Annotated in this window: 9 protein-coding genes; 5 read left to right on the top strand and 4 right to left on the bottom strand. The window is 68.5% G+C overall.

Features of this window, described 5'->3' with window-relative positions; translation table 11 throughout:
- Positions 1-9 precede the first annotated feature (9 nt).
- Positions 10-1,020, top strand: a complete 1,011-nt coding sequence (locus tag NMB40_RS17835) for an OmpA family protein (protein WP_494359296.1) — start codon at positions 10-12, stop codon at positions 1,018-1,020.
- A gap of 42 nt (positions 1,021-1,062) precedes the next feature.
- On the opposite strand, the gene NMB40_RS17830 is transcribed toward NMB40_RS17835, so the two are convergent.
- Positions 1,063-2,928 carry a tetratricopeptide repeat-containing diguanylate cyclase gene (locus tag NMB40_RS17830; protein WP_494359295.1) on the bottom strand — a complete coding sequence of 622 codons (1,866 nt, stop codon included), beginning with the start codon at positions 2,926-2,928 and terminating at the stop codon, positions 1,063-1,065.
- A gap of 109 nt (positions 2,929-3,037) precedes the next feature.
- Here NMB40_RS17830 and NMB40_RS17825 point away from each other — a divergent pair, with 109 nt between their 5' ends.
- The 3 genes from NMB40_RS17825 (at position 3,038) to NMB40_RS17815 (ending at position 9,103) form a co-directional block, all read left to right on the top strand.
- Positions 3,038-4,384, top strand: coding sequence for a sensor histidine kinase (locus NMB40_RS17825; RefSeq protein ID WP_494359294.1), 1,347 nt, complete (start codon positions 3,038-3,040; stop codon positions 4,382-4,384).
- Positions 4,385-4,435: 51 nt separating this feature from the next.
- Entirely contained in the window at positions 4,436-7,882 is a 3,447-nt protein-coding gene (locus tag NMB40_RS17820) for a hybrid sensor histidine kinase/response regulator (RefSeq protein WP_494361098.1), read from the top strand.
- Positions 7,883-7,957: 75 nt separating this feature from the next.
- A complete protein-coding gene (locus tag NMB40_RS17815) occupies positions 7,958-9,103 on the top strand; it encodes a hypothetical protein (RefSeq protein ID WP_494359293.1) in 1,146 nt (381 codons plus the stop codon).
- 31 nt (positions 9,104-9,134) lie between these two features.
- Here the strand turns inward: NMB40_RS17815 and mntP are convergent, their stop codons facing one another.
- From mntP to acs, 3 genes are all read right to left on the bottom strand, one after another.
- Positions 9,135-9,713: a manganese efflux pump MntP gene (gene mntP / locus NMB40_RS17810; RefSeq protein WP_494359292.1), complete on the bottom strand. Its 579-nt coding sequence runs from the start codon at positions 9,711-9,713 to the stop codon at positions 9,135-9,137.
- A gap of 329 nt (positions 9,714-10,042) precedes the next feature.
- Positions 10,043-10,708 carry a response regulator transcription factor gene (locus tag NMB40_RS17805; RefSeq protein WP_282244608.1) on the bottom strand — a complete coding sequence of 222 codons (666 nt, stop codon included), beginning with the start codon at positions 10,706-10,708 and terminating at the stop codon, positions 10,043-10,045.
- Between the two features lie 18 nt (positions 10,709-10,726).
- The gene (acs, locus tag NMB40_RS17800) at positions 10,727-12,670 is read right to left on the bottom strand and encodes an acetate--CoA ligase (RefSeq protein ID WP_494359291.1); all 1,944 of its coding nucleotides are present in this window, start codon (positions 12,668-12,670) and stop codon (positions 10,727-10,729) included.
- 236 nt (positions 12,671-12,906) lie between these two features.
- Between acs and NMB40_RS17795 the strand changes: the two genes are divergently transcribed.
- Entirely contained in the window at positions 12,907-14,334 is a 1,428-nt protein-coding gene (locus NMB40_RS17795; RefSeq protein ID WP_282244603.1) for a DcaP family trimeric outer membrane transporter, read from the top strand.
- Positions 14,335-14,368: the final 34 nt, after the last annotated feature.

Raw genomic sequence — 14,368 nt, 5'->3', positions numbered from 1 at the left:
GATGCCCTGATGAAGAACGCCAACCCGACCTTCCGTTTCGCGCGCCCGCTGCTGGGCGCGGCCATCCTTGCCGTCGTTGCCGGTGCCGCACATGCGCAGACGGCGCAGCTGCTGCCGCAGCGGCAGCGCATCACCGACGAGGCGATCCATGCCGACCATGCCACGTATGAGGCCACCCAGGGCCGCATCCAGGCGCTGAACGACGGCGGCCGCCCGATCCGCGATTACCACCTGTCCAAGGCGCAGTGCTGGCTGGACGTATCGTTCCACGAATACAGCCGCAACGACCGCAGCGATTTCCCGCAGGCCGCATTGGGTGAATCGGAGCGGTTGATCATCGGCATGGAGCAGGGCGCCCGCCCGCTGCCGACCGATACGCCGCTGGTGAACAATGCGAAGTACCTGCGCGATGACCTGTGGCAGCGCCTGCGCGTGCTGCACGGCGCGGCGGGATTTTCCTGCGCCGCGCAGCAGGTGGCCTGCGGCGAGGTCGAGCTGGTGCACGCCGGCAACGAGTTCAACCAGCAGCAGTGGCGGCATTCCAAGCCGTACATCCAGATCGCCGAGGAGCTGGTGAACGACGCCGAGGCGCTGGCCCGCCAGTGCGACGTGGCACCGGCGGTGGTGGCAGCGCCGGGTCCGCTGGTGGCCAACGTGCTGTTCGAGTTCGACCGCGACGGTTACCGCGACATCCGCACCTATTCGCTGGAAAGCATCGACCGCGCGCTGGGAAGCATTGCCAGCGAGAAGCTGCAGCTGAAGGAGGTGGTGCTGGTCGGCCATGCCGACCGCCTGCAGGGGCGTGGCTTCGATGCCAACCAGGCGCTGTCCGAGCGGCGCGCACGCACGGTGCGCGAACTGTTGATCGGACGCGGGCTGGACCCGGCGGCGATCCGCTACGAATACCGCGGCGACACCCAGCAGGTGCAGCAGTGCGATGGCGTGCGCCCGCGCGCGGCGCTGCTGGAATGCCTGCTGCCGAACCGCCGGGTGGAAGTGCGGTTCGACGTCACGCGTTGACGAGGCACCGGCGGTAGAGCCACGCCCTGCGTGGCTGCGCGGTCAAGGCGTCCAATGGATCGCCCGGCTGCCACTGAGGGTCACCCACCCAGCTTCCATCGCATCCATGGGATTGCCCAGCACCGCATGCAGATGCGGTGCATCGCCCCCACGTTCGCCCCAGATTCCTGCCCACGCATTGCGCCCGCTCTGCCGCGCACCCTGCAATGCACGGTCGGCCGCGCGCAGGCTGTCATCCAGCACGAGCGGTGCATCGGCGAACAGCGGCAGCGGTGCCACGCCCACGCTGGCGGTGAGGGTCAGGTGCTGGCCGGGCTCGATATCCACCACCAGCCGTTCGATCGCCAACCGAAGATGGCCGGCCAGCGCCTGCGCCGCTTCGGCGCTGGTGTCATGGCGGGCCACCAGGAACGCCGCGCCGCCCCAGCGCGCCAGCAGGTCGTGGTGGTCGCAGGCCCCGCGCAGGCAGTCGGACACGCTGCGCAGCACGCTGTCGCCTGCCGCCTGGCCGTGGCACTCGTTCAATGCCTTGAAGTCATCCAGTTCCAGCAGCAGCAATGCGCTGCGTTCCGACGTACCGCTGCGCGCGGCGCGTTCCTCCAGCCGCCGTTCGGCCTCGCGCCGGTTGAGCAGCCCGGTCACGCCGTCGGTGCGGCTGAGCAGGGTGAGCTGGCGGCGCTGGTGGCGCAGCCGCAGCACCACCACCGTGGCGATCACCCACACCGCCAGCAGCGCGACCACGGCGGTGTTGCGCAGCACCCGCACGCGGCCCAGGTCCTGCTCCGCATTGACCTGCGCCGGGGCGATGCTGCGCTCGGCCGAGGCCTGCAGCCGGGCCAGCTGGTCCAGGGTTTCGCCCTTGCTGCGGGCCTGGTCCAGCGCACGTCCCTGGCGCACGTACTGCAGCGCCTGTTCGCGGTGGCCGAGCAGGGTGTGGATGTCGCCCAGCAGGTCCAGCCCGTTGCGGACTTCCTCGACGAACCGCCCGCGTTCGGCCAGGCCCTGCGCCTGCGTGGCCAGCGGCAGCGCGGCGTCGGGCTGGCGGCGGTCCAGCGCCAGCCGCGCCAGGCGCTGCAGGGTGACCACCTGGCCCTGCGGATCCTGCGCGGCCTGCCACGCCAGCACGCCGCGCAGGCCGGTTTCGGCGGTATCCAGCTGCCCGGCGAGGCGGCGGAGCTCGGCGCGGTGGCTGGCGATGCGGTTCAGGAACAGCTCCTGTCCGCTCAGCCGCGTGCCGATCGCTTCGGCCCGCTTGAACGCGGCCATGGCCTCGTCATGCCGCTGCAGCATCAGCAGCGCATAGCCGTAGTTGTAGTACAGGATCAGGTCGCCCGGGTTCGGCGGCCGGTGCAGGTGTTCGCTGAGCGCGGTGGCTTTCTGCAGGTAGGTCAGCGCGCCTTCGGCATCGCCCATCGCATCGCCACGGATCATCGCGATCTGCATCAGCGCGCTGATCTGGCCCTGCACGTCGCGCTGGCGCACGGCGTCGTCCAGCAGGGTGCTGGTCAGGGTAAGCGCACGTGCGCGGTCGCCGCGCCACAGCAGCAGGTGCGCGGCCATGGTGCGGGCGCGCTGGATATCATCGTTGCTGGCGTCGTCGCGTGCCGCTGCGGCCAGCAGGCGGTCGGGCAGGTCGGTGGTCTGGTCCAGCTGCCCCATCGCCCGCAGGGCCACGCCCAGGCAGCCCACCGCGCCGATTTCCATCGAGGTCGACAGCGCCGGCGTGGCGATCAGGCTGCGCGCGAGCTGCAACGAGGCCTGCGGATCGCTGGTGAGCAGGGTGTGGCACTGTTCGACCTGCGCCATCCGCGGCGCGGCCTCCATCGGGCGCTGCGCGTGTGCGGGCAATGCGGTCAGCGACAGCAGAACGGCAAGCGCAGGCAGTCCGCGCCGGACTAGCGACAACATAGGCATGGCGACAACGACTTCCCCGGTCGAGTGCAGACGATCTACAGCGCACTGCTAATATACCGATGTTGCCGCCGCGCGCCGGCGCCGCCTGTCGATCCCCTCCCGCATGCCCGAGCCGTCGCTCTCCGCCCGCGTCGCCGTTGCTGAACGCCCCACCGCGCTGGGCCGGCGCACCGACGCCATGCTGCGTGGCCTGCTGGTGATGGTGGGGCTGTACCACCCGTTGCTGGCGGCCTGGATGACGGTGCGGCTGGGGGGCGGGCTGGACATGATGGTGCCGGCGATGGCCGCTTCCCACGTGCTGCTGTGCCTGCTCTGCCTGATCGAACACCGGGCCGGCCGCAGCCTGCATGCGGCGGTGACCTTCCTGGCCGGTGAACTGCTGCTGCTGGTGCTGGCCTACGGCTACTGGGGCCTGGCCGCGCAGGTACGGGTGCAGATGGTGCAGCTGGTGCCGGTGCTGCTGGTGGCCGCGGTGCTGGGCAGCCGTCCGCTGGCCTGGACCACCGCCTGGCTGTGCGGGCTGATGGCGCTGGGCGCGTGGGTCGATGCGGCCGGGGCGCTGTTCCGCCCGGACCGGGTACTGCACGCCGCCACCGACCTGGCCATATCGGCCTTTGGCGCGTTGATGGCCGCGTGGCTGTTCCACCACAGCGTGACCGGGCTGCGCGAAAGCCTGCAGGAGGCCCGCCAGCGCAGCCAGGAACTGGCCCGCAAGCGCGATGAGCTGCAGGTGGAAATGCAGGAACGCGAGCGCTCGCGCGACCAGCTGGTGCACGCCATGAAGATGGACAACGTGGGCCGGCTGGCCAGCGGCATCGCGCACGATTTCAACCACCTGCTGGCGCTGATCCAGGGCTACGTGGCCAAAGCACGGCGCAGCGAGGGCGAGGCGCTGCAGGGGGCGCTGCAGGGCGCCGATTCGGCGACCCGCCGGGCCAGCGCGGTGAGCCGCCGGCTGCTGGATTTCAGCCGGCTTGAACCGGGCCGGCCGCAGCTGCTGGATGCGGCCGCCACCCTGGTCGCCCTGGCGCCCACGCTGGAGCAGGTGTTCGATGCAGGCGTGCGCTGCGAGGTGGACACCGGCGGCGTACAGCGGCTGATCCATTTCGACCCGGCCCAGCTCGAATCGATCCTGCTCAGCCTGGCGGTCAATGCCAACCAGGCGATGCCAGATGGCGGCCGCTTCACGCTGCGGCTGCAGCCCCCCGACCCTGATGGGCGTCTGGTGCTGCAGCTGCAGGACACCGGCCAGGGCATGAGCGAATCCGTGCGCGCACGATGCCTGGAGCCGTTCTTCACCACCAAGCCGGTCGGGCAGGGCACCGGGCTGGGCCTGTCGGTGACGGCCAGCCTGGTCGAGGCGGCCGGCGGTGCGGTGCAGGTGCACAGCCGCCCGGGCGACGGCACCCGGATCGACCTGCAGTTCCCATCGCGGCCGCTGGCGGCGTGAGCAACGGCATGCAGCGGCTACACTGCCGGTCACGCTCGCGGAAACATGCCCGTGGTTTCTAGCTGGATCCTGCTGCTGGTGTCGGTGGCCTATGCCGCCCTGTTGTTCGGCGTGGCCTGGTGGGGCGACCGCCGGCCGATGTACCCCGACCGCCCGTGGTTGCGCCCGGTGGTCTACAGCCTTGCGCTGGCGGTGTACTGCTCGTCGTGGACCTTCTACGGGGCGGTGGGTACGGCGGTGCGCAACGGCATCGGCTACCTGCCCATCTACCTGGGCCCGCTGCTGCTGCTGCTGTTCGGCTGGCGCATCATCGAGCGGCTGGCGCTGATCGCGCGCAGCCAGAACGTGGTGTCCATCGCCGATTTCATCTCCTCGCGCTTCGGCCGCTCGCGGCGCTTGGCCGCGCTGGTGGCGGTGATCGCGCTGATCGGCATCGTTCCCTACCTGGCGCTGCAGTACAAAGCCGTGGCGATGAGCCTGCAGGTGCTGACCGGCAGCGTCGGCCCCACCGGGTACTTCAGCGACCCTGCGTTGTACGTGGCGCTGCTGATGGCGCTGTTCGCAACCCTGTTCGGCACCCGCCAGGTCGACGCCACCGAACACCACCACGGCATGATGCTGGCCATCGCGCTGGAATCGATGATCAAGCTGATCGCGATGGTGGCGCTGGGCCTGTTCGCCTACCTGTGGCTGGCCGACCGTGGCGAAACCGTGGTGCGCAGCGCGCATACGCTGTTTACCGGGCTGCCGCCGGTGGGCTTCATCTCGCAGACCCTGCTCAGCTTCCTGGCCATCGTGTGCCTGCCGCGCCAGTTCCACGTGGCCGTGGTGGAATGCGGCGACGTGCGCGACGTGCGCCGCGCGCGCTGGATGTTCGGCGGCTACCTGATCATCATTTCGGCGATGGTGATTCCCATCGCCACCGCCGGCGTGACCCTGTTCGGCACCGGCGGCAGCATCGCCGACGACAGCATGGTGCTGGCGCTGCCGTTGGCCGAAGGCCGTAAATTCCTGGCGCTGGTGGCCTACGTGGGCGGCTTCTCGGCCGCCACCGGCATGGTCATCGTGTCCTCCATCGCACTGGCCACCATGGTCAGCAACGACCTGGTGATGCCGGTGCTGCTGCGCCGCAGTGGCGACCACCAGGAAGCAGCCGACGTCGCCTCGCGGGTGCTGTGGATCCGCCGCATGGCGATCCTGCTGCTGGCGCTGGCCGCCTACAGCTACTACCGCGGCAGCAGCAACGACAGCACGCTGGCGTCGTACGGGCTGATGGCGTTCGCCGCGGTGGCGCAGTTCGCGCCGGGCCTGATCGGCGGCCTGTACTGGCGCGGCGCAAGCCGGAAGGGCGTGGAGGCCGGCATCCTGCTCGGCTTCGGCACCTGGATCTACACCCTGCTGCTGCCGGCGCTGACCCATGCGGGCTGGATGGATGCGAGCTGGTTGAGCGAAGGCCCGTTCGGCATCTCCTGGCTGCAGCCGCAGCGCCTGTTCGGCATGACCGGTTGGGATCCGCTCACCCACGGCACGTTCTGGTCGCTGCTGGTCAACGCCGCCGCGATGCTGCTGGTGTCGGTGCGCTGGCGCCCGGGCGTGGACGAGCGCCTGCGCGCCGCCCCGTTCCTGGACCCGTATGCCGAGCGCCCTTCGGTGGCCGGTGCCTGGCCGGGTCACGTGCACGTGGGCGACCTGCTGGCGCTGGCCTCGCGCGTGGTCGGCGACCGCCACGCGCGCCGTTCGTTCTTCGAGCAGGCGCAGTCGCTGGGCCGCGAACTGCAGGCCTCCGCGCCTGCCGACCGCGCCTGGGTGCAGTTCACCGAACGCCTGCTGGCGGCCTCGATCGGTGCGGCGTCGGCGCGCCTGCTGCTGACCAGCCTGCTGCGCGGCTCGGGCATGGACCTGGGGGAAGTGGTGGCGGTGCTGGACGAAGCCGGCCAGGAACTGCGTTTCAACCGCGAGATCCTGTCCACCACGCTGGAGAACATCAGCGCCGGGGTCAGCGTGGTCGACCCGGACATGCGCCTGACCGCCTGGAACCGCCGCTACCAGCAGATGTTCGGCTACCCCGACGGCATGCTGTACGTGGGCCGCCCGGTGGCCGACCTGATCCGCTACAACGCCGAGCGCGGTGAGCTGGGCGAGGGCGATATCGACGTGCAGATCAACCGCCGCATTGGCTACATGCGCGCCGGTTCGCCGCACATCTTCGAGCGCACCCGCAGCGATGGCCGGGTGATCGAAATGCGCGGCCAGGCGCTGCCCGGCGGCGGCTATGTCACCAGCTACAACGACATCACCGACTACAAGCACGCCGAAACCGCATTGCTGGAAGCCAACGAAACGCTGGAACAGCGCGTTGCCGAACGTTCGCATGAAGCCGAAGTGGCGCAGCAGTCCAAGACCCGTTTCCTGGCGGCGATCAGCCATGACGTGCTGCAGCCGCTGAACGCGGCGCGCCTGTTCGCCTCGGCGCTGCGCGACAGCCACCACAACAACGACGAGCAGCGCCACCTGGCCGAGCGCGTGGATGCTTCCCTGCGTGCCGCCGAGGAACTGCTGGACGGGCTGTTGGACGTGTCGCGGCTGGATGCCGGCGGCCTGCACCCGGTGATCGGCGATTTCGACGTGAGCCTGCTGATGCGCGAACTGGCCGCGCAGTATTCGCCGGTGGCGGCCGGGCGCGGCCTGCGCCTGGACCTGTTCGCGCGCCCGGCCTGGGTGCGCAGTGACCGCCGGCTGCTGCGCCGGGTGCTGCAGAACTTCCTGGCCAATGCGCTGCGTTACACCCGCCAGGGCCGCATCGTGCTGGCCGTGCGCCATCGGCGCGACGAGATCGAACTGCAGGTGTGGGATACCGGGCCGGGCATCCCCGAGCACCACATGCAGCAGATCTTCAACGAGTTCCACCGCTACCAGCAGCCGTTCGACTGGGGGGAGCAGGGGCTGGGGCTGGGCCTGTCGATCTGCCAGCGCATCTCGCGCCTGCTCGACCACCGCCTCAACGCGCGCAGCCGGGTGGGCAGCGGCAGCATGTTCTCGATCCTGCTGCCGCGCGCGCAGGTGCCGGATCTGCCGGCCAGCGAAGCGCAGGCCAGCGTGCCCGAGCACAGCACCCGCACCGATTCGCTGGCCGGCATGCGCGTGCTGTGCGTGGACAACGACCAGGAGATCCTGGACGGCATGCGCGCGCTGCTGGGCCGCTGGCAGGTGCAGGTGATCACCGCCAGCACCGTGGACCAGGCGCTTGAAGAAGTGCAGGCGCAGCCGGACGTGATGCTGGTGGATTACCACCTGCATGACCGCCTGGATGGACTGGACACGCTGGTGGCACTGCGCGAGCGCGCCGGGCGCGACATTCCCGGCGCACTGCTCACCGCCGATGGCCGCGACGAACTCAAGCGCATGGCGCGCGAGCGGGGTTACCGCCTGCTGACCAAGCCGATCAAGCCGGCGTCGCTGCGCGCGTACCTGGCCGCGCACTCGACCCTCAAAGGTTGAAGGCGACAGGCGCGCGACCACCGCGCGGTCGTGCTGTCTATGCTGCGCAGCCGACCACCCCGCTGCGGAGTTCCCGTGCCCGTTCCCTCGTTGCGTTCCCTCCTTGCCACCCCGCTGCATTCCGGCGCGGCGATTACACTCGCAGGCACATTGGGTGCCGTGGTGGGCGCAGGATTCGAGCTGGTGTTCCGCGGTTGCACCAATGCCGCCGGCCCCGCATGGAGCGTCGCCGAGATCGTGAAGCCGGCGCTGATCTCCGGCTGGATGGGGATCGGCTGCGCCAACGCGATGCGATGGCTGGACCCGGAGAAGCCTTCGCGGCAACTGCAGCCGCATGAAAAGGCGCTGGTCGACTATCCCGCCGTGCGCCAGCGGCTGCGCGACGTGGGGACCAGCGTGGAGGACCTGGACGCGCTGAAATCGCTGGCCAGCCAGCTCGAAACCGAATTCGGCCGGATGATCACCCAGTTCAATGACTACTGCCGCAGCCGTGAGGTGCCGCCGAACCCGCTGATGGCCGGCGTCATCCGTCATTTCTACCTGACCCACTGCGGCTTGCGCGGGGTGATGCTGCTGAGCCGGCGCAGCGCCACGGCCTGCTATCTGGTGGCGGCGCGCGCGGAGCAGGCCAGCGCGATTGCCGACGCGCTGAACCAGCCGGGCGCACCTGCTGGCACCGTGCTGCGCCGGTTGCACTGCCCCTATCTGCGCGTGGATCTGGCCAACACGGCGCTGCGCGATGCCTGCGCGTTCACCACCGACGAGTGCGATGGCGAAATGCGGGTGCATTCGGTGCAGACCTTGCCCGGAGAAACCCTGGAGACGCTGGAGCCGGGCAAGCTGGTCAGCGTGGTCAACCGTCGGCACACCCGTCGCCGCGCAACCGCTCACGGCGACGCGGTGTCGATGCCGGATCTGGTCGCATCGGCCAGTCCGGCCAAGGAAAAAGTGTTCCGGAGCGCGCTACTGCGGGAGAAGCTTGCCGATCTCACGGCAGACAGTCGCACCTGGCGCGAGCTGAACCGGATCGAGGAAGATCTCGCCGCCAACCGCCCGTGCGGCCACCCGGTACGTTTCCATGGCGTGCTGTTCTACGCCAACGACATCCACTGGGAGGGCCGGCAGAGTCCCGGCCGCAACGCCTGGCGCCTGCTGCACCGGAACACCCCCGACGGCCACGAACTGGTCGACATCGTCGACTACCACCGTCCACGCACCTGATGCGTAGTGCCGGGCCCTGCCCGGCAACCCGTCAGCCGACCGCGCCGCTCAGGTGCTCGTACAGGATCGCGCTGCCCACGATGATCAGGATCGCGCCACCGGCGATCTCCGCGCGCTTGCCGATCAGATTGCCCAGCACCCGGCCCAGCATGATGCCGGTGGTGACCATCACCAGCGTGCACAGGCCGATCACCGCCGCCATCACGCCGATATGCACGTCCAGGAAGGCCAGGCCCACGCCCACCGCCATCGCATCGATGCTGGTGGCAAACCCCGTCACCGCCAGGTGCCAGAAACCGTGGTGCTTGTCGGGGTCTTCGTCGGCGTCGTCCTTGTCTTGCTTCACCCCGTTGATGATCATGTGCACGCCCAGCGCACCCAGCAGCACGAACGCGATCCAGTGGTCGAAGGCTTCCACGTAGGACGAGGCGGCACGGCCGAGCAGCCAGCCGATCACCGGGGTGATGCCTTCGATCACGCCGAAGATCAAACCGGCCCGCAGTGCATCGGGGAAGCGGGGCTTGCGCATGGCCGCGCCTTTGCCGACCGCTGCGGCGAAGGCATCGGTGGACATGGCAAAGCCGATCAACAGCATGGAAATGGGGGACATCAGGACGTGCTTGCAGGCTGGGCGATGACGGGCAACGGTCCACGCTCGCGCCCAACCTGTCGTTGCGCACGCGGACCGCTGGTCTCGCCAACCATCACTGGCTGCCCGCACCACGGCGCACTGGCCGAGCATGTTGATACGGGCGTTTCCCTTCAGCAGGAAACAGGCTACTCCCCAAGGGGACGCGAAGCTTAGCACCGCGAACGCGGTTTACCGCCCAAACACGCGAATTGCGCAGGGAATGCTGGGATGTATAGCGCAGGCTATAACGCCATGGGCGTTATGGCCTGCGCGGGTAGTGCCGGGCCCTGCCCGGCAACCACGCTGAATCAATCTTCTTCCGGCGGCAACACCAACGGCTCGTCATCCAGCGTCAGCTTGCCGGCCATCAACACCGCCTGGGTGCGGTTGGTCACGCCCAGCTTGCGCAGGATCGCGGTCACATGCGCCTTGATGGTCGCTTCGGACACATTGAGGTCATACGCAATCTGCTTGTTGAGCCGCCCGGCGCCCAGCATCTGCAGCACCCGGAACTGCTGCGGGGTGAGCTCGCGCAGGCGCTGCCCGACTTCGCGTTCCTCGCGCCCGGTCGGCGGCACGTTGTGTGCCTCCGGCGGGGCCCAGGTTTCGCCATCCAGGATCGTCCCCAACGCATGGCCGATGGTGTCCGAGTCGGCCGACTTGGGAATGAACCCGAACGCGCCGTGGTCCAGCGCCCGCCGCATCACGGTGGGCTCTTCGCGCGCGGACACCACCACCACCGGCAACTGCGGGTGCAGCGCCCGCATGTGCACCAGCGCGTTGAAGCCCTGCGCACCGGGCATGTTGAGGTCCATCAGGACCAGGTCGGCGTCGGCATGCTGGTCGGCCAGCTGGTACAGCGCTTCCACGCTGTCGGCCTCGTACAGCTGCACGCCCGGCATCACCCGCTGCACCGCGCCGCGCAGCGCTTCGCGGAACAGGGGGTGGTCATCGGCAATCAGCAGGGTTGTCATGGGGGAGGTGGGAACCAATTACTTGACCTTACGCTCTTCCACCAGCGATGCCACCACCGACGGGTCGGCCAGGGTCGAGGTGTCGCCCAGCTGGTCGGGCGCGTTCTCGGCGATCTTGCGCAGGATGCGGCGCATGATCTTGCCCGAGCGCGTCTTCGGCAGCCCCGGTGCCCACTGCAGGTGGTCGGGCGAGGCGATCGGGCCGATCTCCTTGCGCACCCATGCCACCAGCTCCTTGTGCAGTTCCTCGCTCGGCGCCTCGTCGGCCACCAGGGTCACGTAGGCATAGATGCCCTGGCCCTTGATGTCGTGCGGGAAACCGACCACGGCCGCTTCGGCCACCTTCGGGTGGGAGACCAGCGCGCTTTCCACTTCGGCGGTACCGATGCGGTGGCCGGACACGTTGATGACATCGTCCACGCGGCCGGTGATCCAGTAATAGCCGTCTTCATCGCGACGGCAGCCGTCACCGGTGAAGTAGCTGCCCGGGTAGGTGCGGAAGTAGGTATCGATGAAACGCTGGTGGTCGCCGTAGACGGTGCGCATCTGGCCCGGCCACGAATCGCGGATGATCAGGTTGCCCTCGGTGGCGCCGTCCTTGATCTCGCCATCGGCGTTGACCAGCGCCGGCTGCACGCCGAAGAACGGCAGGGTGGCCGAACCCGGCTTGAGGTCGATCGCGCCGGGCAGCGGCGAAATCAGGATGCCGCCGGTTTCGGTCTGCCACCAGGTATCCACGATCGGGCAGCGGCCATCGCCGACCACGTCGTAGTACCAGCGCCAGGCTTCCGGGTTGATCGGCTCGCCGACGCTGCCCAGCAGGCGCAGCGAGGCGCGCGAGGTGCGCTTGACCGGTGCATCGCCTTCGCGCATCAACGCGCGGATGGCGGTGGGCGCGGTGTAGAAGATGCTGACCTGGTGCTTGTCGATCACCTGCCAGAAGCGCGAGGTGTCGGGGTAGTTCGGCACGCCTTCGAACATCAGCGAGGTAGCACCGTTGGCCAGCGGGCCGTAGACGATGTAGCTGTGCCCGGTGACCCAGCCCACGTCGGCGGTGCACCAGTAGATGTCCTCTTCGCGCAGGTCGAACACCGCTTCATGGGTGTAGGCCGCGTACAGCAGGTAGCCGCCGGTGGTGTGCAGCACACCCTTGGGCTTGCCGGTGGAACCGGAGGTGTAGAGGATGAACAGCGGATCTTCGGCGTTCATCCGCTCCGGTTCGCACTGCGCCGGCTGCGGGTCCACCACGTCGTGGAACCAGCGGTCGCGCGGGGCCTGCATGTCCACCGCGCCGCCGGTGTGGCGCACCACCAGCACGGTTTCCACCGTGGTGGTGCCGGGCAGCTTCAGCGCGGCATCCACGTTGGCCTTCAGCGGGATCTTGCGGCCACCGCGCAGGCCTTCGTCGGCGGTGATGATCAGCTTGCTGCCGCAGTCGATCACGCGGTCGGCGATGGAATTCGGCGCAAAGCCGCCGAACACCACCGAGTGGATCGCACCGATGCGCGCGCAGGCCAGCATGGCCACGGCGGCGTCGACGATCATCGGCAGGTAGATGGTGACCCGGTCGCCCTTCTTGACGCCCAGGTTGCGCAGCGCGTTGCCGAGGCGGCAGGTGCGCTCGTACAGCTCGCGGTAGGTCACGCCCTGCGCGGGTGCATCCGGGCTGTCCGGTTCGAACAGCAGGGCAACCTTGTCGCCGCGCTTTTCGAGCTGGCGGTCCAGGCAGTTCACGCTGGCGTTGAGTTCGCCATCTTCGAACCACTTGATGCGGAAATCGTCGAGCTGGTAGCTGACGTTGCGGATCGTGGACGGCTTCCTGTACCAGTCCAGCCGCTCGGCGGCCTTGCCCCAGAACGCGTCGGGGTTGTCCACCGACTCACGGTAGAGCTGCTGGTAAGTGTTCTTGTCAATGCGCGCCTTGGCGGCAACGTCCGCCTTGACGGGGTAAAGATCGGCCATGGCACCCTCACTTGCACTAGGACTGGGTTGTGCGATCGCAGCATAACCCGCGATTCATCCCGCTCAGTTTGCCGCATCCACCGCGCCGCGAGGTAAGGGAATGGTTAGACCATGGTCGTACCGACCCAAGGCTTCGACCAATTGCCAATAGCCGGGGTGCGTCAACCGGCCGCACGCTCGGCTCGACCGTGACCCCACACGCGGCGATCACTTTGCCACCCGGGAGAGAGGGCAACATGAGTACCCGTATGTTGAAGACCATGCGCAAGCCGTTGGCGACCTGCCTGTTGGTCGCGTTGGTGGCGCCTGGCATGGCGTTTGCCGAAACCGCCAAGGAGAAGCAGCTGGAAGCGCGCGTTGCCGAACTGGAACGCCAGGTGCAGCTGCTGCTGTCCACCACCCAGCAGCAACAGACCCAGATCAGCCAGGCCCAGACCGACGTGACCGCGGTGAAGACCGTGCAGGCGCAACAGCCTGCCGGCGCCACCGTGCCCGCCGGCAAGCAGCCGATCCAGGTCACCACCATTACCCCGGGCGCCGCGCCGGGCACCACGGTCAAGATCGGTGGCTTCATCAAGGCCGACTTCCTGCTCACCCAGACCGGCGATGGCCAGCTGGCCGACGACGCCACCGGCCGCGCGCTGTACCTGCCGGGACAGACCCCGGTGGCCGGTGCCGGCGGCAGCGGCGAGCGTTCGGACGTGGACTTCAACGCCCACGCCAAGTTCTCGCGCTTCAACCTGGGCATCGACAACGTCTCGGACAAGGGCAACAAGTCTGGTGCGTTCTTCGAGATGGACTTCTTCGGCAACTCGCTGGGCAACCAGACCGCCACCAATACCTACGGCGTGACCCTGCGCCACGCATACATGTATTGGAACAACTGGATGGCCGGCCAGACCTGGTCGAACTTCATGGACGCGGCCTCGCTGCCGGAAGCGGCCGACTTCGTCGGTCCCACCGACGGCGTGCTGTTCGTGCGCCAGGCGCAGATCCGCTACACCCAGGGCGGCTTCAGCGTCGCGCTGGAAAACCCGGAAACCACCGTGCTCACCGGCACCCGCAACCCCGTCACCGGGGCGTGGACCAACGTGGCCAGCAACAGCGACCGCGGCTCCCTGCCGGACCTGACCCTGCGTTACGGCTGGAAGGGCGACTGGGGCACCTTCGGGGTCGGCGGTATCGTGCGCCAGCTCAAGGTCGACAACCAGGCCACCGGTGCCGACGCCGACAAGATCGGCGGCGGCCTGACCCTGGGCGGCAAGTGGGTGATGGGCGGCAGCGACCAGCTGCACTACCAGATCAGCGGCGGCGAAGGCATCGCCCGTTACGTGGGCCTGGGCGTCACCGCCGATACGGCCTACGACGTGGCACAGGACGAGCTCAACCCCACCGGCGTGCTGGCCGGCTATGTCGGCTGGCGCCACGCCTTCACCCCGAAGCTGCGCACCAACCTGATCTACGCCCGCAGCGATTACGACAACGACAGCGTGCTGGGCCCGCTGGTCACCAAGAGCGTGCAGAGCATCCGCGGCAACATCTTCTATACGCCGATGCCCAAGGTCGATATCGGCGCGGAGTACATGTACGGCGTGCGCGAGATCGAAGATGGTCGGAAGGGCGACATCAACCGCGTGCAATTCACCACGAAGTACAGTTTTTAAGCATGGGTGCCGACGCATTGTCGGCACCTGCCAC

It is taken from the genome of Stenotrophomonas sp. FBCC-B152 (assembly GCF_059134105.1).
The sequence above is the reverse complement of the archived record's forward strand: the minus strand, read 5'-3'. Positions and strand labels throughout refer to the sequence as shown.